The sequence below is a fragment of the Burkholderia sp. D-99 genome (assembly GCF_011605345.1).
In the GTDB taxonomy this organism is placed as follows: Bacteria; Pseudomonadota; Gammaproteobacteria; order Burkholderiales; family Burkholderiaceae; genus Burkholderia.
The window spans coordinates 239,000-257,866 of record NZ_JAAOXM010000010.1 but is presented as its reverse complement, the minus strand read 5'-3'; the positions used below and the strand labels follow the sequence as shown (position 1 = coordinate 257,866).

General features: G+C 65.4%; 15 protein-coding genes. 14 read left to right on the top strand and 1 reads right to left on the bottom strand.

Annotated features, from left to right (window positions below):
- Positions 1-4 precede the first annotated feature (4 nt).
- The 7 genes from HAV18_RS29445 (at position 5) to HAV18_RS29410 (ending at position 9,520) form a co-directional block, all read left to right on the top strand.
- On the top strand, positions 5-1,567 hold the full coding sequence (locus tag HAV18_RS29445) for a transglycosylase SLT domain-containing protein (RefSeq protein ID WP_166963161.1): 1,563 nt from the start codon (positions 5-7) through the stop codon (positions 1,565-1,567).
- A gap of 157 nt (positions 1,568-1,724) precedes the next feature.
- Positions 1,725-2,942, top strand: a complete 1,218-nt coding sequence (locus HAV18_RS29440) for a nitrate/nitrite transporter (RefSeq protein WP_166963160.1) — start codon at positions 1,725-1,727, stop codon at positions 2,940-2,942.
- Positions 2,943-3,306: 364 nt separating this feature from the next.
- Positions 3,307-4,452 carry a glutamine-hydrolyzing carbamoyl-phosphate synthase small subunit gene (gene carA / locus HAV18_RS29430; protein ID WP_166963159.1) on the top strand — a complete coding sequence of 382 codons (1,146 nt, stop codon included), beginning with the start codon at positions 3,307-3,309 and terminating at the stop codon, positions 4,450-4,452.
- Positions 4,453-4,488: 36 nt separating this feature from the next.
- Positions 4,489-5,148: a leucine efflux protein LeuE gene (gene leuE / locus HAV18_RS29425; RefSeq protein WP_166963157.1), complete on the top strand. Its 660-nt coding sequence runs from the start codon at positions 4,489-4,491 to the stop codon at positions 5,146-5,148.
- A 49-nt stretch (positions 5,149-5,197) separates the two neighbouring features.
- Positions 5,198-8,452 carry a carbamoyl-phosphate synthase large subunit gene (gene carB / locus HAV18_RS29420; protein ID WP_166963155.1) on the top strand — a complete coding sequence of 1,085 codons (3,255 nt, stop codon included), beginning with the start codon at positions 5,198-5,200 and terminating at the stop codon, positions 8,450-8,452.
- Between the two features lie 118 nt (positions 8,453-8,570).
- Entirely contained in the window at positions 8,571-9,047 is a 477-nt protein-coding gene (greA, locus tag HAV18_RS29415; RefSeq protein WP_166963146.1) for a transcription elongation factor GreA, read from the top strand.
- Between the two features lie 14 nt (positions 9,048-9,061).
- On the top strand, positions 9,062-9,520 hold the full coding sequence (locus HAV18_RS29410) for a DUF4149 domain-containing protein (protein ID WP_021163361.1): 459 nt from the start codon (positions 9,062-9,064) through the stop codon (positions 9,518-9,520).
- Between the two features lie 79 nt (positions 9,521-9,599).
- Here the strand turns inward: HAV18_RS29410 and HAV18_RS29405 are convergent, their stop codons facing one another.
- On the bottom strand, positions 9,600-10,127 hold the full coding sequence (locus tag HAV18_RS29405; RefSeq protein ID WP_166963144.1) for a YhbY family RNA-binding protein: 528 nt from the start codon (positions 10,125-10,127) through the stop codon (positions 9,600-9,602).
- A 193-nt stretch (positions 10,128-10,320) separates the two neighbouring features.
- Here HAV18_RS29405 and HAV18_RS29400 point away from each other — a divergent pair, with 193 nt between their 5' ends.
- From HAV18_RS29400 to pstA, 7 genes are all read left to right on the top strand, one after another.
- On the top strand, positions 10,321-10,983 hold the full coding sequence (locus tag HAV18_RS29400; protein WP_166963142.1) for an RlmE family RNA methyltransferase: 663 nt from the start codon (positions 10,321-10,323) through the stop codon (positions 10,981-10,983).
- Positions 10,984-11,149: 166 nt separating this feature from the next.
- Positions 11,150-13,048 (top strand): ATP-dependent zinc metalloprotease FtsH, encoded by a 1,899-nt coding sequence (ftsH, locus tag HAV18_RS29395; protein ID WP_166963140.1) that lies wholly within the window; start codon positions 11,150-11,152, stop codon positions 13,046-13,048.
- A 76-nt stretch (positions 13,049-13,124) separates the two neighbouring features.
- The gene (gene folP, locus HAV18_RS29390) at positions 13,125-14,018 is read left to right on the top strand and encodes a dihydropteroate synthase (RefSeq protein WP_166963138.1); all 894 of its coding nucleotides are present in this window, start codon (positions 13,125-13,127) and stop codon (positions 14,016-14,018) included.
- A gap of 28 nt (positions 14,019-14,046) precedes the next feature.
- Positions 14,047-15,402: a phosphoglucosamine mutase gene (gene glmM, locus HAV18_RS29385; RefSeq protein ID WP_166963136.1), complete on the top strand. Its 1,356-nt coding sequence runs from the start codon at positions 14,047-14,049 to the stop codon at positions 15,400-15,402.
- 454 nt (positions 15,403-15,856) lie between these two features.
- Positions 15,857-16,891: a phosphate ABC transporter substrate-binding protein PstS gene (gene pstS / locus HAV18_RS29380; protein WP_166963134.1), complete on the top strand. Its 1,035-nt coding sequence runs from the start codon at positions 15,857-15,859 to the stop codon at positions 16,889-16,891.
- Positions 16,892-16,985: 94 nt separating this feature from the next.
- Complete coding sequence (gene pstC, locus HAV18_RS29375) at positions 16,986-17,972, top strand: phosphate ABC transporter permease PstC (RefSeq protein ID WP_031400991.1); 987 nt, start codon at positions 16,986-16,988, stop codon at positions 17,970-17,972.
- Positions 17,969-18,862: a phosphate ABC transporter permease PstA gene (gene pstA, locus HAV18_RS29370; protein ID WP_166963131.1), complete on the top strand. Its 894-nt coding sequence runs from the start codon at positions 17,969-17,971 to the stop codon at positions 18,860-18,862. Before pstC ends, pstA begins: the two co-directional genes overlap by 4 nt.
- The last annotated feature ends 5 nt before the right edge of the window (positions 18,863-18,867 follow it).

The following is an 18,867-nucleotide window of genomic DNA, read 5'->3' as shown; positions in this document are numbered from 1 at the left end:
TTTCATGCGACTTATATTGAGTGCGATGGTGGTCCTGCTACTCGCCGCTTGTGCGAGCCAGGCCCCTGTCGCCAACAACGCCGCCGATTCGCAGGCGACGTCCAACTACCTCCGTAAATCAGCCACCGCCAAAGAAACTGTCGACGTCGACAAGCAATCCGTCGGCGACCTGACCAGTGCCGACTCCGATCTGTGGGGACGCATTCGCCGCGGCTTCCAGATGCCCGACCTGCAGAGCGACCTCGTCGACATGCAGACGACCTGGTACACGCAGCGTCCCGATTACGTGCAGCGCATGACCGAGCGCTCGCAGAAGTACCTGTATCACATCGTCGAGGAGCTCGAGGCGCGTCACATGCCGACCGAGCTCGCGCTGCTGCCGTTCATCGAGTCCGCGTACAACCCGCAGGCGCTGTCGGTCGCGAAGGCGGCCGGCATGTGGCAGTTCATGCCCGGCACGGGTCGCACGTACAACCTGAAGCGCAACATGTGGCAGGACGAGCGCCGCGACGTGCTCGCGTCGACGAGCGCCGCGCTCGACTACCTGTCGCGCCTGCATGACATGTTCGGCGACTGGTACCTGGCGCTGGCCGCGTACAACTGGGGCGAGGGCAACGTGCAGCGCGCGATAGCGCGCAACCAGGCGGCCGGTCTGCCGACCGACTACCAAAGCCTGCGGATGCCGAACGAGACGCGCAACTACGTGCCAAAGCTGCAGGCGGTGAAGAACATCATCGCAAGCCCGCAGCAGTATGGCCTGACGCTGCCGGAGATTCCGAACCACCCGTATTTCGTGACGGTCACGACGTCGCGCGACATCGACGTCGCGGTGGCGGCAAAGCTCGCGAACCTGCCGCTCGACGAATTCCGCTCGCTGAACCCGTCGTTCTCGAAGCCGGTGATCCTCGGCGCGACCGAGCCGCAGATCCTGCTGCCGTTCGACAACGCGTCGGCGTTCGAGAAGAACCTGAAGGCCTACAACGGCCAGCTGTCGACGTGGACCACCTACACGGTGAGCGAACGTGCGCGCCCGGCCGCGATCGCCGAGAAGATCGGCGTCGACGCCGATACGCTGATGTCGGTCAACAAGATTCCGGCCGGCATGCGCCTGAAGCCGGGCTCGACGATCGTCGTGCCGCGCGGCGATGACGACGACGAGGACATCAGCGCCGACGTCGCCGAAAACGGTGCGCTCGCGATGGAGCCCGATGTACCCGACACCCGCAAGATGCTGATCCGCGTGCGCCGCAAGCAGTCGATGGCGGCGATCGCCGGCCGCTACGGCGTGTCGGTCGGCCAGCTCAAGGCGTGGAACCGCACGCATCGCGATCTGGCGATGCCGGGCCAGGCGCTCGTGTTGCACGTGCCGGTCGGCCGCTCGGTGCCGGCGGAGCCGGGCCCGGAGCGGATCGCGACGTCGGCCGGCGGGGCGCACATCGAGCGCGCGAGCCTGGCGGTGGGCGGCAAGTCGCACGGCGCGAAGCGCGGCGCGGCCAAATCGGCGAAGGCGGCTCCCGCGAAAGCGGCGCCGGCCAAGGCCGCTGCGCACAAGGGCAAGAAGAAGTAACGCAGTCGCGAGCGCATTGCGCGGCCGGCCCGGTTCGTGCGATTGCGTTATCATCCGACGAAATGCGACGAAACGCCGTCACCAAGGTGACGGCGTTTTTGTTTGTGCGCGGCGCGGGGGCGCCGCCTTGAATGTCTTCATATAACAAGGGGAAGCGATGTCGTCGGTGCAGGTGAGGGTGCTCGCGCTGTTTTCGGTCGGGTATTTCGTGTCGTACGTGTTTCGCGGCGTCAATCTGGGCTTCGCGCCGTTCGTCACGCACGAGCTCGGGTTGTCGGCCGCCGATCTCGGCCTGCTCACGAGTCTTTATTTCCTCGGCTTCGCGGGCGCGCAGATCCCGGCGGGCGTGATGCTCGACCACTTCGGCCCGCGCCGCGTGACGGCCGGCATGCTGCTGTTCGCGGCCGCCGGTGCGGCCGTGTTCGGCGCCGCGCACAGCCTCGGCACGATGATGGTCGGCCGGCTGCTGATCGGTGTCGGCGTGTCGGTGTGTCTCGGCGCGGCGTTCAAGGCGCTCGCGCAGCATTTCCCGGTCGGCCGGCTGCCGCTCGTCAACGGCCTCGTGATGGCCGTGGGCGGCCTCGGCGGCGTGATGGTCGGCTCGCCGCTGACCTGGCTGCTCGGCTGGACGAGCTGGCGCGCGATCTGTTTCGGCCTCGCCGTGCTGACGGTGGCTGTCGCGGTATCGATCGGCCTGGGCGCGCCGGAAGCGAAGCAGGTGCGCCACCAGGGCGGGCTCGTCAGCCAGTTCAAGGGCACGTGGCATATCCTGAGCAGCCGTGCGTTCTGGAAGATCTCGTCGTTCTCCGTCGTCACGCAGGGTGTGTTCTACGCGATGCAGTCGCTGTGGGTCGGGCCGTACCTGCGCGACGTCGCGGGGTTCGATGCGCCGCATGCGGCGCGCCTCGTGTCGGTGCTCGGCTTCGCGATGATGGCCGGCTGCGTCGGCTTCGGCGCAGCGGCGCGCGTGCTCGAGCGGCGCGGCGTGTCCGTGTACGCATTCTGCGGCGTCGGGATGGCGCTGTTCGTCGCGACGCAGGCCGCGATCGTGGCGCGCGTGCCGCTGCCGCCGGCCGTGCTGTGGGCCGCATACGGGATGTTCGGCGGCGTCGGCATCCTGACCTATGCGGTGATGGCCGGGCATTTTCCCGCGCATCTGATCGGCCGCGCGAACACCACGCTCACGCTCGTGATCTTCCTGCTGATCTTTGCGTTCCAGATCGGAGTCGGCGCGGTGTTGTCGCACTGGCAGGCGGTCGACGGCCGCTATCCGGCCGCCGCGCACTTCACCGCATGGGGTGTGCTGCTCGCGCTGCAGCTCGCGAGTGCGGTCTGGTACGTATGGCCCGCGCGCGGCGCTGGTCAAGCGCACTGATCCGGCGGTACGCTGGGGGTAGGGCGGCCGCGCAAACGGGGCCGCAGCGCGTTGCTTCGCGCCGCCGCGCGTCGCGCGCGCACGATCGGACGGCCATATCGATTGAAGATAGGGCCATTTTCAGGCTATAATTTGAAAGTTTGTGCTGATCAACCTCGCACCCTAGCGCCTACCTCATTCATCCCGTTCATCCGCCGCACGCCGCCTGCCGGGCGATGCCGCGAAGCCTCGTGCGCCACGCGCCGGCTTCGCGCCTCGACAACGCAGGCCGCGTCCAGCTAGCGACCACGCGCGCCCACGCAGCGCGGCGCTCGCGCGGCAGGGTAAACAGGTCGGCAGCAGGGTGTTCCCCAAGGAGCCTCCCGTGTTGCCGTCTTTTACTCCCGCCTTGCTTGCACTCGCCGACGGCACGGTCTTTCGTGGTTATTCGATCGGGGCCGAAGGCCACACGATCGGCGAAGTCGTGTTCAATACCGCGATCACCGGCTATCAGGAAATCCTGACTGATCCGAGCTACTCGCGCCAGATCGTCACGCTCACCTATCCGCATATCGGCAACGTCGGCGTCAACGCCGAAGACGTCGAAGCCACGAAAGTCCATGCCGCCGGCCTGATCATCCGTGATCTGCCCACGCTCGCATCGAACTTCCGCATGGACCGCACGCTCGGCGACTACCTGCGCGACGAAGGCGTCGTCGCGATCGCCGGCATCGACACCCGCAAGCTGACCCGCATCCTGCGCGACAAGGGCGCGCAGAACGGCTGCATCCTGACGGGCTCGGACGACGAAGCGAAGGCGATCGAGCTTGCACGCTCGTTCCCGGGCCTCGCGGGCATGGATCTCGCGAAGGTCGTGTCGACCACGAAGCCGTTCGAGTGGAAGCAGACCGAATGGCGCCTCGAAGGCGGCTACGGCATGCAGGAAGCGCCGAAGTACCGCGTCGTCGCCTACGATTTCGGCGTCAAGTACAACATCCTGCGCATGCTCGCGGAGCGTGGCTGCCACGTGACGGTGCTGCCGGCACAGGCGAGTGCGGAAGACGCGCTCGCGCTGAATCCGGACGGCATCTTCCTGTCGAACGGCCCCGGCGATCCGGAACCGTGTGATTACGCGATCGCGGCCACGAAGGAATTCATCGCGCGCGGCGTGCCGACTTTCGGCATCTGCCTCGGCCACCAGATCATGGGCCTCGCGGTCGGTGCGAAGACGCTGAAGATGAAGACGGGCCACCACGGCGCGAACCATCCGGTGAAGGATCTGGGCGACGGCCGTGTCGTGATCACGTCGCAGAACCACGGCTTCGCGGTCGACGCCGATTCGCTGCCGGCCAACGCGCGCGTGACGCACGTGTCGCTGTTCGACGGCACGCTGCAGGGCTTCGAGCTGACCGACAAGCCGGCCTTCTGCTTCCAGGGCCACCCGGAAGCGTCACCCGGCCCGCACGACATCGGCTACCTGTTCGACCGTTTCACCGCGCTGATGGACGCGGCGAAGCAGCGCAACGCCTAAGTCACTGACGCAACCGAAGGACGGGAGATTCACATCATGTTCGGCCACGCACTCGGCATCACGGATATCTGGACCTACGTGTTCGGCGTGATCTTCATCATCCTGCTGCCGGGGCCGAACTCGATGTACGTGCTGTCGCTCGCGGCGCAGCGCGGCGTGAAGGCCGGCTATCGCGCGGCCTGCGGCGTATTCGTCGGCGATACGGTGCTGATGGTGCTGTCCGCCGCGGGCGTCGCGTCGCTGCTGAAGGCGAACCCGCTGCTGTTCTCCGTCGTCAAGTACGGCGGCGCCGCGTATCTGCTCTACATCGGCACCGGCATGCTGCGCAGCGCGTGGCAGAAGCTGCGCGCGCCGGCGAATGCGCCGGCCGAGGCAACGCCCGCGGTCGACGGCGAGCGGCCGTTCCGCAAGGCGCTGATCGTGAGCCTGCTGAATCCGAAGGCGATCCTGTTCTTCATCTCGTTCTTCATCCAGTTCGTCGACCCGGCATTTCCGCATCCCGCGCTGTCGTTCGTCGTGCTCGGGGCGATCGCGCAATGCGCGAGCTTCCTGTACCTGAGCACGCTGATCTTCGCGGGCGCGCGGCTCGCCGAGCATTTCCGCCGCCGCCGCAAGCTTGCGGCAGGCGCGGCGAGCAGCGTGGGCGGCCTGTTCATCGGTTTCTCGGTGAAGCTTGCGCTCGCGACCATGAGCTGAGCGCTGCCGGCCGACCCACGACAACGATTACTTATTGAATTCACAAGCCATGCCAAAACGCACAGACATCAAGAGCATCCTCATCATCGGCGCCGGCCCGATCATCATCGGCCAGGCGTGCGAGTTCGACTATTCGGGCGCGCAGGCTTGCAAGGCGTTGCGTGAGGAGGGCTACAAGGTCGTTCTCGTCAACAGCAACCCGGCGACGATCATGACCGACCCGAACACGGCCGACGTGACCTACATCGAGCCGATCACGTGGGAAGTCGTCGCACGCATCATCGAGAAGGAGCGCCCGGACGCGATCCTGCCGACGATGGGCGGCCAGACCGCGCTGAACTGCGCGCTCGACCTGCACCACCACGGCGTGCTCGAGAAGTTCGGCGTCGAGCTGATCGGTGCGTCGCCGGAAGCGATCGACAAGGCGGAAGACCGCCAGAAGTTCAAGGAAGCGATGACCAAGATCGGTCTCGGTTCCGCGAAGTCGGGCATCGCGCACTCGATGGAAGAGGCGACCAAGGTGCAAGCCGAGATCATGGCTGAGACGGGCGGCAGCGGCTACCCGGTCGTGATCCGTCCGTCGTTCACGCTCGGCGGCTCGGGCGGCGGCATTGCATACAACCGCGAAGAGTTCGAAGAGATCTGCAAGCGCGGTCTGGATCTCTCGCCCACGCGCGAACTGCTGATCGAAGAGTCGCTGCTCGGCTGGAAGGAATACGAGATGGAAGTCGTGCGCGACCGCGCCGACAACTGCATCATCGTGTGCTCGATCGAGAACCTCGACCCGATGGGCGTGCACACCGGCGACTCGATCACGGTCGCGCCGGCGCAGACGCTCACCGACAAGGAATACCAGATCCTGCGTAACGCATCGCTCGCGGTGCTGCGCGAGATCGGCGTCGACACGGGCGGCTCGAACGTGCAGTTCTCGATCAACCCGAAGGACGGCCGCATGGTCGTCATCGAGATGAACCCGCGCGTGTCGCGTTCGTCGGCGCTCGCGTCGAAGGCGACGGGCTTCCCGATCGCGAAGGTCGCGGCGAAGCTGGCAGTCGGCTACACGCTCGACGAGCTGAAGAACGAAATCACCGGCGGCCAGACGCCGGCATCGTTCGAGCCGACGATCGACTACGTCGTCACGAAGATCCCGCGCTTCGCGTTCGAGAAATTCCGCGAAGCCGATTCGCGCCTGACGACGCAGATGAAGTCGGTCGGCGAAGTGATGGCGATCGGCCGCACGTTCCAGGAATCGTTCCAGAAGGCGCTGCGCGGCCTCGAAGTGGGCGTCGACGGTCTCGACGAGAAGTCGACCAACCGCGACGAGATCGCGATCGAGATCCACGAGCCGGGCCCGGATCGCATCTGGTATGTCGGCGATGCATTCCGCATCGGCATGACGGCCCAGGAAATCTTCCAGGAAACCGCGATCGATCCGTGGTTCCTCGAGCAGATCGAGCAGATCATCCTGAAGGAAAAGGCGCTGTCGGGCCGCACGCTCGCGTCGCTGTCGTTCGACGAGCTGCGCTACGTGAAGCAGAGCGGCTTCTCCGACCGCCGCCTCGCGAAGCTGCTCGGCGCGACGCCGGAAGATGTCCGCAAGCGCCGCGTCGAACTCAACGTGCGCCCGGTGTACAAGCGCGTCGACACCTGCGCGGCCGAGTTCGCGACGAAAACGGCGTACATGTACTCGACCTACGAGGAAGAGTGCGAGGCGCAGCCGACCACCAACAAGAAGATCATGGTGCTGGGCGGCGGCCCGAACCGGATCGGCCAGGGCATCGAGTTCGACTACTGCTGCGTGCACGCCGCACTCGCGATGCGCGAGGACGGTTACGAAACGATCATGGTCAACTGCAACCCGGAAACGGTGTCGACCGACTATGACACGTCCGACCGCCTGTACTTCGAGCCGCTGACGCTCGAAGACGTGCTCGAGATCGTCGACAAGGAAAAGCCGGTCGGCGTGATCGTCCAGTACGGCGGCCAGACGCCGCTGAAGCTCGCGCTCGACCTCGAGGCGCATGGTGTGCCGATCGTCGGCACGTCGCCGGACATGATCGACGCGGCCGAAGACCGCGAACGCTTCCAGAAGCTGCTGCAGGACCTCGGCCTGCGCCAGCCGCCGAACCGCACCGCACGCGCCGAAGACGAAGCGCTCAAGCTCGCCGAGGAAATCGGCTATCCGCTGGTCGTGCGCCCGTCGTACGTGCTGGGCGGCCGCGCGATGGAAATCGTCCACGAGCCGCGTGACCTCGAACGCTACATGCGCGAGGCCGTGAAGGTGTCGAACGATTCGCCGGTGCTGCTCGACCGCTTCCTGAATGACGCGATCGAGTGCGACGTCGACTGCATCTGCGACGGCGAAGCCGTGTTCATCGGCGGCGTGATGGAGCACATCGAGCAGGCGGGCGTCCACTCGGGCGACTCGGCATGCTCGCTGCCGCCGTACTCGCTGTCGAAGGAAACCGTGGCCGAGCTGAAGCGCCAGACGGGCGCGATGGCGAAGGCGCTGAACGTGGTCGGCCTGATGAACGTGCAGTTCGCGATCCAGCAGGTGCCGCAGGCGGACGGTTCGAAGCAGGACATCATCTACGTGCTGGAAGTGAACCCGCGCGCGTCGCGCACGGTGCCGTACGTGTCGAAGGCGACCAGCCTGCCGCTCGCGAAGATCGCGGCGCGCGCGATGGTCGGCCAGAAGCTCGCGCAGCAGGGCGTGACGAAGGAAGTCGTGCCGCCGTACTTCAGCGTGAAGGAAGCCGTGTTCCCGTTCGTCAAGTTCCCGACCGTCGATCCGGTCCTCGGGCCTGAAATGCGTTCGACCGGCGAAGTGATGGGCGTCGGCCAGACCTTCGGCGAAGCGCTGTTCAAGTCGCAGCTCGCGGCCGGTTCGCGCCTGCCGGAGTCGGGCACGGTGCTGCTGACCGTGATGGACGCGGATAAACCGAAGGCAGTCGAAGTCGCGCGCATGCTGCACGACCTCGGCTACCCGATCGTCGCAACGAAGGGCACGGCTGCCGCGATCGAAGCGGCCGGCGTGCCGGTGAAGGTCGTGAACAAGGTGAAGGACGGCCGTCCGCACATCGTCGACATGATCAAGAACGGCGAGATCGCACTCGTGTTCACGACGGTCGACGAAACGCGCCAGGCGATCGCCGATTCGCGTTCGATCCGCATGAGCGCGCAGGCGCACAAGGTCACGTACTACACGACGATGTCGGGCGCGCGCGCGGCGGTCGAAGGCTTGCGCTACCTGAAGGATCTGGAAGTCTATGATTTACAAGGTCTTCACGCTCGCCTAAACTAAGCAGTCAGTTTCCTGTTGAAGCAATACGTGCCGCGATTAGGCGGTGTTTCCAGTGCATCGGAAACGCGCTTAATCGCGGTGATTTTTTTTATAGCCGTTTTTAGCGATTGAGCCGTTTATGAGCACCATTCCGTTGACAAAGCGTGGCGCAGGTCAACTGCGCGATGAATTGCAGCGCCTCAAGTCCGTCGAGCGGCCGGCCGTGATCAACGCGATCGCGGAGGCCCGCGCACAGGGTGATCTGTCCGAAAACGCCGAATACGATGCTGCGAAGGAAAAGCAGGGCTTCATCGAGGGTCGCATCGCGGAACTCGAATCGAAGCTGTCCGCCGCGCAAGTCATCGATCCCACGGTGCTCGACGCCGATGGTCGTGTGGTGTTTGCCGCGACCGTCGAACTCGAGGATCTCGAGTCGGGCGACACGGTCAAGTACCAGATCGTCGGTGACGACGAAGCCGACATCGATCACGGCCTGATCTCGGTCAGCTCGCCGATCGCGCGCGCACTGATCGGCAAGACCGAAGGCGACGTCGCGGCCGTGCAGGCGCCGAGCGGCGTGCGCGAGTACGAAATCATCTCGGTCAGCTACATCTGAAGCGGGGCGACACGATGCCGCATCGCGTGTTCCGTTTGCTGTCGGCCGTATGGGTCGGCAGCCTGCTGACGATCGGGTATGCGGTCGCGCCCGTGCTGTTCAAGACGCTGGAGCGGATGACGGCCGGTTCGGTCGCCGCCCAGTTGTTCCGTATCGAGGCGATCCTCGGTGTCGTATGCGGCGTGCTGCTGCTCGCGCTGTCGAACCAGCAGGTTCGACGTGGCAGCAGCGAATATCGCCGCGTGCGCTGGGTCGTCGCCGCGATGGTCGTATGTGTGCTGGTCGGGTATTTCGCGCTGCAGCCGTTCATGAACGCGCTGCGGGTTGCCGCGATGGACGCGGGCACCGATATCGCGAACTCGCCGTATGCGAGCCGCTTCGGGATGCTGCACGGCGTCTCGAGCGTGTTCTACCTCGTCGAGAGCGTGCTGGGGCTGATGCTGATCTGGCGTCTGCCGGCACGCGACGCCTGACGCGAGTGCCGCGCAGGCCCGGTCGATACCGGGCCCGCGGGCAGGGAAGCGGTACGGCGTAGCCGTGCCGCCCCGATGCTTACTTGTCCTGGAACGGACGCTTCGTGCTGGCCTGGCGCTTCTTGGCGCGTTTCACGTTACCGCCTGCCGTCACGCGCTCGTTGCCGCGCACGACAACCTTCGTCGGCTTCGGGCGACGCACGGGGCTTGCGTTCGGCGACACCTTGACGACCTTGACGGTGCGCGGTGCACGGCCTTTCTTGTCGTCGACGGCTTCGGCCGCGCTCGGCAGCGTGCCGGCACGACGGCCGCGGGCCGGGGCCGCTGCGGCGGCTTCGGGCTTCCAGATCACCAGCAGCTTGCCGATGTGCTGGATCGGCGCCGCGCTCAGGCGATCGCAGATCTCGTCGTAGATCGCGATGCGTTCGTCGCGCTCGTCGCCGAACACGCGGATCTTGATCAACTGGTGCGCGTTCAGGTGCACCTTGATTTCCTTCAGCACGGCGTCGGTCAGCCCTTCGGCGCCGATCAGCACGACGGGCTTGAGCGCATGGGCCTGGGAGCGCAGCGCGGAGCGCTCGGCGGGAGAAAGCGAAAGGGCGGGCATGGAAATGTCGAAATCTTAATAAGGGCGCGCTGACTGAATAGCGATCGCGGTAAGTTACCGCGTCAGCCGTGCGCCGAAACCACGTAAAATCGCGGCTTGGGCCTGAAAAGGGGCCGCAGCCGCGCGAAGAAGACGCGTATTATCCGCTAAAAGCGCGGCTTCACGAAGCAATTGGCAGCAATCTCTCTCTCGAATGGCAAAAAACCGCTTCAACCAGCACTGGCTGCACGACCACATCAACGACCCGTACGTCAAAATGGCGCAGCGGGAGGGCTATCGCGCGCGCGCCGCGTACAAGCTGAAGGAAATCGACGAGCAGGACAAGCTGATCCGTCCAGGCCAGGTGATCGTCGATCTCGGCGCGACGCCGGGCAGCTGGAGCCAGTATGCCCGCAACAAGCTCGCGCAGGGCAAGAAGCGCGACACCGAGCGCGAAGGCGGCATCGACGGCACGATCGTCGCGCTCGACATCCTGCCGATGGAGCCGATCGCAGACGTCCACTTCCTGCAGGGCGACTTCCGCGAGGACGAGGTTCTTCATCAGCTCGAGGAATTGCTCGAAGGCCGCGCGGTGGACCTTGTTATTTCCGACATGGCCCCCAACCTCTCAGGCGTGGCCTCGGCGGACGCGGCGCGCATCGAGCATCTGTGCGATCTGGCGCTCGAATTCGCGCAGAATCATCTGAAGCCGGACGGTGCGCTGCTCGTGAAATGCTTTCACGGCAGCGGCTACAGCCAGATCGTCGAGAAATTCAAACAGCAGTTTAAGACCGTCGCGCCGCGCAAGCCGAAGGCGTCCCGCGACAAATCGTCCGAAACGTTCATTTTGGGTCGGCATCTGAAGCATCCGCGCTGATGCGCAGCGAGGTGCCGCAAACGGGCTCCGGCCCTTGCCAGACAAGCGAAGCGCTATCGCGGCGGTTGTCAATGCTTATGGCGAGGGTGGTCGGACTGGATTAGAATGACCGAGGGGCGCCGCAAGGAAAATGTAGGCGCTCGTCTACGAGTGAAGGAGTGGTGCTTTGAACAACAATATGTTTTCGAAGGCAGCGGTGTGGCTGGTGATCGCACTGGTGCTGTTTACGGTGTTCAAGCAGTTCGACAAGCCCCGCGTTCAGGAAGGCGTGTCCTATTCGCAGTTCATGGACGACGCCAAGAGCGGCAAGGTCAAGAACGTCATCGTTCAGGGGCGCAACCTCACCGTCACTCCGGCTGATGGCCAGAAATACCAGATCGTGTCGCCCGGCGACATCTGGATGGTTGGCGATCTGATGAAGTACGGCGTGCAGGTCAGCGGCAAGGCCGACGACGAGCCGAACGCGCTGATGTCCGCGCTGTACTACCTCGGGCCGACAATCCTGATCATCGTGTTCTGGTTCTACATGATGCGGCAGATGCAGGGAGGCGGCAAAGGCGGCGCGTTCTCGTTCGGCAAATCGCGTGCGCGGCTGATCGACGAGAACAACAACGCGGTGAACTTCTCCGACGTCGCGGGCTGCGACGAAGCGAAGGAAGAAGTGTCCGAGCTCGTCGACTTCCTGCGCGATCCGCAGAAATTCCAGAAGCTGGGCGGTCGCATTCCGCGCGGCGTGCTGCTCGTCGGCCCTCCGGGTACCGGCAAGACGCTGCTGGCCCGCGCGATCGCGGGTGAAGCGAAGGTGCCGTTCTTCAGCATCTCGGGTTCGGACTTCGTCGAAATGTTCGTCGGCGTCGGCGCGGCTCGTGTGCGCGACATGTTCGAACAGGCGAAGAAGCATGCACCCTGTATCGTGTTCATCGACGAAATCGACGCGGTCGGCCGTCATCGCGGCGCCGGCATGGGCGGCGGCAACGACGAGCGCGAACAGACGCTGAACCAGATGCTCGTCGAGATGGACGGCTTCGAGGCGAATTCGGGCGTGATCGTGATCGCCGCAACCAACCGTTCCGACGTGCTCGACAAGGCGCTGCTGCGTCCGGGCCGTTTCGACCGCCAGGTCTACGTCGGTCTGCCGGACATCCGCGGCCGCGAACAGATCATGCGCGTGCACCTGCGCAAGGTACCGATCTCGAACGACGTCGATGCGGCAGTCATCGCGCGCGGCACGCCGGGCTTCTCGGGCGCTGATCTCGCGAACCTCGTGAACGAAGCTGCACTGTTCGCCGCACGTCGTGGCAAGCGTATCGTCGAAATGCAGGATTTCGAGGACGCGAAGGACAAGATCTTCATGGGTCCGGAACGCAAGTCGGCCGTGATCCGCGAAGAGGCGAAGCGCGCAACCGCTTACCACGAGTCGGGCCACGCGGTGGTCGCGAAGCTGCTGCCGAAGGCCGACCCAGTGCACAAGGTCACGATCATTCCGCGCGGTCGCGCGCTGGGTGTCACGTGGCAGTTGCCCGAGCATGACAACGAGACGTACTCGAAGGACTACCTGATGGACCGCCTCGCGATCCTGTTCGGTGGCCGGGTGGCGGAAGAGTTGTTCATGAACCTCGTCAGCACCGGTGCATCGGACGACTTCAACAAGGCAACGCAGACGGCGCGCGCGATGGTGGCCCGTTTCGGCATGACCGATGCGCTCGGACCGATGGTCTACGTCGACGACGAGAACGACGCATCGCCGTTCGGCCGTGGCTTCACGCGCACGATCTCGGAAGCGACGCAGCAGAAGGTCGATTCGGAAATCCGCCGCGTGCTCGACGAACAGTACGGCCTTGCGCGCCGCCTGCTCGACGAGAACCGCGACAAGGTCGAGGCGATGACCGCTGCGCTGATGGAGTGGGAGACGATCGACGCCGATCAGATCAACGACATCATGGAAGGCCGTCCGCCGCGCTCGCCGAAGAGCTCGCCGGCTGTCGGCGGCGATTCGTCGGGTGGCGGCAGCAGTGCCGAGGTGAAGCCCGGCAACGCGCCGGCGCCTGCTTCGCCGGCGGCATAATCTCCGCTTTAGCACCGTTCACGGGCTGGTGTGACTTCACACCGGCCCGTTTTGCATTCATTCGCGCCAGTTGCTCGTGTCCGATTCCGCTGCTTCTCCACACATTCCCGCGCCGCTCCAGTGCGGCCGCTTCGAACTGACGTTCGAGCGCCCGCTCGTGATGGGCATCCTCAACGCTACGCCTGATTCGTTTTCCGACGGTGGCCGCTTCCTCGCGCGCGACGATGCGCTGCGCCAGGCCGAGCGGATGATCGCCGAAGGCGTCGACCTCCTCGATATCGGCGGCGAATCGACGCGCCCCGGCGCGCCGCCCGTACCGCTCGACGAGGAGCTCGCGCGCGTGATCCCGCTCGTGGAAGCGCTGCGGCCGTTGAACGTGCCGCTGTCGATCGATACCTACAAGCCGGCCGTGATGCGCGCGGCGCTGGCCGCAGGCGCCGACCTGATCAACGACATCTGGGGGTTCCGCCAGCCGGGCGCGATCGACGCGGTGCGCGAGGGCAACTGCGGGCTGTGTGCGATGCACATGCTCGGAGAGCCACAAACGATGCAGGTCGGTGAACCCGATTACGGCGACATCGTGGCCGACGTGCGTGATTTTCTCGCCGCGCGCGCACAGGCGCTGCGCGAGGCGGGGATAGCGCCGGAGCGGATCTGCGTCGATCCCGGTTTCGGGTTCGGCAAGGCGGTTGTCGACGACAACTACGCGCTCTTGGCCGCGTTGCCGGAAACGGCGCCCGCGCGGCCCGACGGGCGCGCGTATCCGATACTCGCAGGCATGTCGCGCAAGTCGATGCTCGGCGCGTTGATCGGCGGCAAGCCGCCGATGGAGCGCGTTGCGGCGAGCGTGGCGGCCGCATTGTGCGCGGTCGAGCGCGGGGCGGCGATCGTGCGCGTGCACGATGTCGCTGCTACGGTCGATGCGCTGAAAATCTGGAATGCCGTGCGCGAAGCCGCGCGGCAACGATAAGTCAGAAGACGAAGGAGGAAGATTCGCTATGGGACGTCGATATTTCGGCACGGACGGCATTCGTGGCACGGTGGGCGAGGCGCCCATCACGCCGGATTTCGTGTTGCGTCTCGGCTACGCGGCCGGCAAGGTACTGGCCAGCTCGGCCGATGGCGCGGCAGGCTCGCGTCCGACGGTGCTGATCGGCAAGGACACGCGCGTGTCGGGCTACATGCTCGAAGCTGCGCTCGAGGCCGGATTCTCGGCGGCCGGTGTCGACGTGATGCTGGCCGGCCCGATGCCGACGCCGGGCGTCGCGTATCTGACGCGCGCGCTGCGCCTGTCGGCGGGCGTCGTGATCAGTGCATCGCACAACCCGTATCACGACAACGGGATCAAGTTTTTCTCCGCTGACGGCAACAAGCTGCCGGACGACACCGAAGCCGCGATCGAAGCGTGGCTCGACAAGCCGCTCGAATGCGCATCGTCCGACGGCCTCGGCAAGGCGCGCCGCCTCGACGATGCAGCCGGCCGCTACATCGAGTTCTGCAAGAGCACGTTCCCGGCCGCGTTCGACCTGCGCGGGCTGAAGCTCGTGATCGACTGCGCGCACGGTGCCGCGTACCAGATCGCGCCGCACGTGTTCCACGAACTCGGTGCCGACGTGATCCCGATCGGCGTCGCGCCGAACGGCTTCAACATCAATGACGGCGTCGGTGCGACCGCGCCGGACGCGCTGGTGCGCGCGGTGCGCGCCAACCACGCCGATCTCGGCATTGCGCTCGACGGCGACGCGGACCGCCTGCAGGTCGTCGATTCGACCGGGCGCCTGTACAACGGCGACGAGCTGCTCTACGTGCTCGTGAAGGACCGGATCGCGACCGACGGCAAGGTCGCAGGCGCGGTCGGCACGCTGATGACGAATCTCGCCGTCGAAGTCGCGCTGCAGCGCGAAGGCGTGAAGTTCGTCCGTGCGGCGGTCGGCGACCGCTATGTGCTCGAGCAGTTGCGCGAGCATGGCTGGCAACTCGGCGCGGAAGGCTCGGGCCACATCCTGTCGCTCGATCGCCACTCGACCGGCGACGGCATCGTGTCGGCGCTGCTCGTGCTGGCTGCGCTGAAGCGCAGCGGCCAGACCCTCGCGCAGATGCTCGACGGCGTCACGCTGTTCCCGCAGAAGCTGATCAACGTGCGGATGAAGCCGGGCGCCGACTGGAAGGGCAGCACGTCGATTCGCGCCGCGATCGACGCAGCCGAAGCCGCGCTCGCCGGCAGCGGCCGCGTGCTGATCCGCGCATCGGGCACGGAGCCCGTGCTGCGCGTGATGGTCGAGGCGCAGCAGGCGGCCGACGCGGTCCGCCATGCGGAGACGATCGCCGACGCGGTACGCGCGGCGACGACCTGACGCGCGGGCCCGGCGCGGGGCGGTCAAACGCCCGCGCCGGCGCTCCGGTGAAACGGCATGCGGCGCCTTCGGGCGCCGCAATTTCGTCAGACGCAAAGGTTTGCGGTACCTATAAGTAAGGCGAATCGACCGCTGCATCCCAAGGGGGTGAAAAATCGTCGGACCCCTATACCGGGCCAGCCGCGGGTGGAGGCTTTCCATGCCGCCGACGCTGCGCTACGATCCCGCCGCACACATCGCGGAAACGGGAAGTCATCCCGTCCCTTTCAGGCAGGCAATTTCTGCCGCCCTCGTCGTTCCGGCGCCATCCGGGCCCCGCGCGCACGGCCTCCGCCACTCCCTTTCAACTAGTCATGTTACTGTCACGCCAGTTTCATCGATTGTCACATTACCGTCATGAGGAGCCCCTAACCTTCGCGGTGCCGTAGTCATCCGCTCACACACTGGAGGTCTCATGAAATTGATGCAAACCGCGATTGCCGGCCTGGCTGGCGCGCTTTTCGCCGTCGCCGCTCACGCTGCCGACATCACGGGCGCAGGCAGCACGTTCGCGATGCCGATCTATACGAAATGGGCTGCTGACTACCAGCAGACCGGCGGCGCGAAGGTCAACTACCAAGGTATCGGTTCGTCGGGCGGCCTGAAGCAGATCGTCGCGAAGACGGTCGATTTTGCCGGTTCGGACGCGCCGCTGAAGGATGACGAGCTCGCGAAGGAAGGCCTGTTCCAGTTCCCGACGGTGGTGGGCGGCGTGGTGCCGGTCATCAACGTGCCGGGCGTGAAGGCCGGCGAACTGACGCTGTCGGGCCCGGTGCTCGGCGACATCTACCTCGGCAAGATCAAGAAGTGGAACGACCCGGCGATCGCCGCGCTGAACCCGAAGGTCAAGCTGCCGGATACCGACATCGCCGTGGTTCGCCGTGCTGACGGTTCGGGCACGAGCTTCATCTGGACGAACTACCTGTCGAAGGTCAACGACGAGTGGAAGTCGAAGGTCGGCGAAGGCACGACGGTCAACTGGCCGACGGGCACGGGCGGCAAGGGCAACGACGGCGTCGCAGCCTTCGTGCAGCGCCTGCCGGGCGCAGTCGGCTACGTCGAATGGGCGTACGCGAAGAAGAACAACATGGTCTACACGGCCCTGAAGAATTCGACGGGCACGGTGGTCGAGCCGAAGACGGAAACGTTCAAGGCCGCTGCGGCAGGCGCGAACTGGTCGAAGTCGTTCTACCAGATCCTGACGAACCAGCCGGGCAAGGAAGCATGGCCGGTCGTCGGCGCGACGTTCGTGCTGCTGCACGCGAAGCAGGAAAAGCCGGAGCAGGGCGCGGAAACGCTGAAGTTCTTCAGCTGGGCGTTCAAGAACGGCGAGAAGGCTGCTGACAGCCTGGACTACATCTCGCTGCCGCCGGCAGTCGAAGTGGAAATCCGCAAGCAGTGGAAGGCCAAGGTGACGGACGCTTCGGGCAAGTCGGTCGCCGCCGAGTAAGCATTGCAGCGGTTCATTGCCCGGCCGTGCCGGTCGGGCAGTGTGTGCGGTAAAGCCGGGCGTTACGGCGCCCGGCAATCAAAAGCAGGCACCCATGTCTGATATTTCCTATACGTCCTCACGGTCCGCCGACGTTGCGCAGCAACGCGCGCCGAGCCGCCTCGGGGATGTCGTATTCGGCGGTCTTGCACGGCTCGCCGCCATCGTGACCCTGCTGCTGCTCGGCGGGATCATCGTTTCCCTGATCATCGCGTCGATGCCGACCATCCAGAAGTTCGGCCTCGGCTTCCTGTGGCAATCCGAGTGGGATCCCAACTCGGACATCTACGGCGCGCTCGTGCCGATCTACGGCACGATCGTGACGTCGCTCATCGCGCTCGTCATCGCCGTGCCGGTCAGCTTCGGCATTGCGCTGTTCCTCACCGAACTGTCGCCCGTGTGGCTGCGCCGCCCGCTCGGCATTGCGATCGAGCTGCTCGCCGCGATCCCGTCGATCGTGTACGGCATGTGGGGCCTGCTCGTGTTCGCGCCGATCTTCGCGGAATATTTCCAGAAGCCGCTCGGCCGCCTGTTCAAGGACGTCTGGATTCTCGGCCCGCTGACCGCCGGCCCGCCGATCGGTATCGGTATCCTCGCTGCGGGCGTGATCCTCGCGATCATGATCATCCCGTACATCGCGTCGGTGATGCGTGACGTGTTCGAAGTCACGCCCGTGCTGCTGAAGGAGTCGGCGTACGGGATCGGCTGCACGACCTGGGAAGTGATGTGGAAGGTCGTGCTGCCCTATACGAAGACCGGCGTGATCGGCGGCGTGATGCTCGGCCTCGGCCGCGCACTCGGCGAGACGATGGCCGTGACCTTCGTGATCGGCAACACGAACCTGCTCGACAGCGTGTCGCTGTTCGCACCGGGCAACAGCATCACGTCGGCGCTGGCCAACGAATTCGCGGAAGCGCAGCCGGGCCTGCATACGTCCGCGCTGATGGAACTGGGCCTGATCCTGTTCGTGATCACGTTCATCGTGCTGACCATCTCCAAACTGCTGCTGCTTCGTCTCGAGAAGGGAGAGGGCAAGAAATGAGTGAGCCCATCATGAATTTCCCGGGGCCGGACGGCGCCGTGCTCGACGCGATGCGCAGCCGCCTGCAGCGCAAGCGCAAGGCCGTCAACGCGATCGCGCTCGCCGCGGCGCTCGGTGCGATGGCATTCGGCCTGCTGTGGCTCGTGTGGATTCTCTATACGACGATCCATCTCGGCATCGGCGGCCTGTCGCTGCAACTGTTCACCGAATCGACGCCGGCACCGAACACGGAAGGCGGCGGTCTCGCGAACGCGATTGTCGGCAGCTTGCTGCTGTGCGGTTTCGGCACGCTGGTCGGCACGCCGATCGGTATCCTCGCGGGCGTCTATCTCGCCGAATACGGCCAGAAGAACCTGCTGGCGAGCACGATCCGCTTCATCAACGACATCCTGCTGTCCGCGCCGTCGATCGTCATCGGCCTGTTCGTGTACGCGATCGTCGTCGCGAAGTCGGGGCGTTTTTCGGGCTGGGCCGGCGTGATCGCGCTGGCGCTGCTGCAGATCCCGATCGTGATCCGTACGACCGAGAACATGCTGAAGCTCGTGCCGAACGCGCTGCGCGAAGCGGCCTTCGCGCTCGGCACGCCGAAGTGGCGGATGGTGTTGAAGATCACGCTGCGCGCATCGGTGGGCGGCATCATCACCGGCGTGCTGCTCGCGGTCGCACGGATCGCCGGCGAAACGGCGCCGCTGCTGTTCACGGCCCTGTCGAACCAGTTCTTCTCGTGGGACATGAGCCAGCCGATGGCGAACCTGCCCGTCACGATCTACAAGTTCGCGATGAGCCCGTTTGCCGAATGGCAGTCGCTCGCATGGGCGGGCGTGTTCCTGATTACGCTCGGGGTGCTCGGACTCAACGTCCTGGCGCGCTCGATCTTCTCGAAAAAGTAACGGCG

What these genes read in the sequence shown, in the direction of transcription:
- HAV18_RS29445 (WP_166963161.1), top strand. Translation starts at nt 5, where the DNA reads ATGCGACTTATATTGAGTGCGATGGTGGTCCTGCTACTCGCCGCTTGT.
- HAV18_RS29440 (WP_166963160.1), top strand. Translation starts at nt 1,725, where the DNA reads ATGTCGTCGGTGCAGGTGAGGGTGCTCGCGCTGTTTTCGGTCGGGTAT.
- leuE (WP_166963157.1), top strand. Translation starts at nt 4,489, where the DNA reads ATGTTCGGCCACGCACTCGGCATCACGGATATCTGGACCTACGTGTTC.
- carB (WP_166963155.1), top strand. Translation starts at nt 5,198, where the DNA reads ATGCCAAAACGCACAGACATCAAGAGCATCCTCATCATCGGCGCCGGC.
- greA (WP_166963146.1), top strand. Translation starts at nt 8,571, where the DNA reads ATGAGCACCATTCCGTTGACAAAGCGTGGCGCAGGTCAACTGCGCGAT.
- HAV18_RS29410 (WP_021163361.1), top strand. Translation starts at nt 9,062, where the DNA reads ATGCCGCATCGCGTGTTCCGTTTGCTGTCGGCCGTATGGGTCGGCAGC.
- HAV18_RS29405 (WP_166963144.1), bottom strand. Translation starts at nt 10,127, where the DNA reads ATGCCCGCCCTTTCGCTTTCTCCCGCCGAGCGCTCCGCGCTGCGCTCC.
- HAV18_RS29400 (WP_166963142.1), top strand. Translation starts at nt 10,321, where the DNA reads ATGGCAAAAAACCGCTTCAACCAGCACTGGCTGCACGACCACATCAAC.
- glmM (WP_166963136.1), top strand. Translation starts at nt 14,047, where the DNA reads ATGGGACGTCGATATTTCGGCACGGACGGCATTCGTGGCACGGTGGGC.
- pstS (WP_166963134.1), top strand. Translation starts at nt 15,857, where the DNA reads ATGAAATTGATGCAAACCGCGATTGCCGGCCTGGCTGGCGCGCTTTTC.
- pstC (WP_031400991.1), top strand. Translation starts at nt 16,986, where the DNA reads ATGTCTGATATTTCCTATACGTCCTCACGGTCCGCCGACGTTGCGCAG.
- pstA (WP_166963131.1), top strand. Translation starts at nt 17,969, where the DNA reads ATGAGTGAGCCCATCATGAATTTCCCGGGGCCGGACGGCGCCGTGCTC.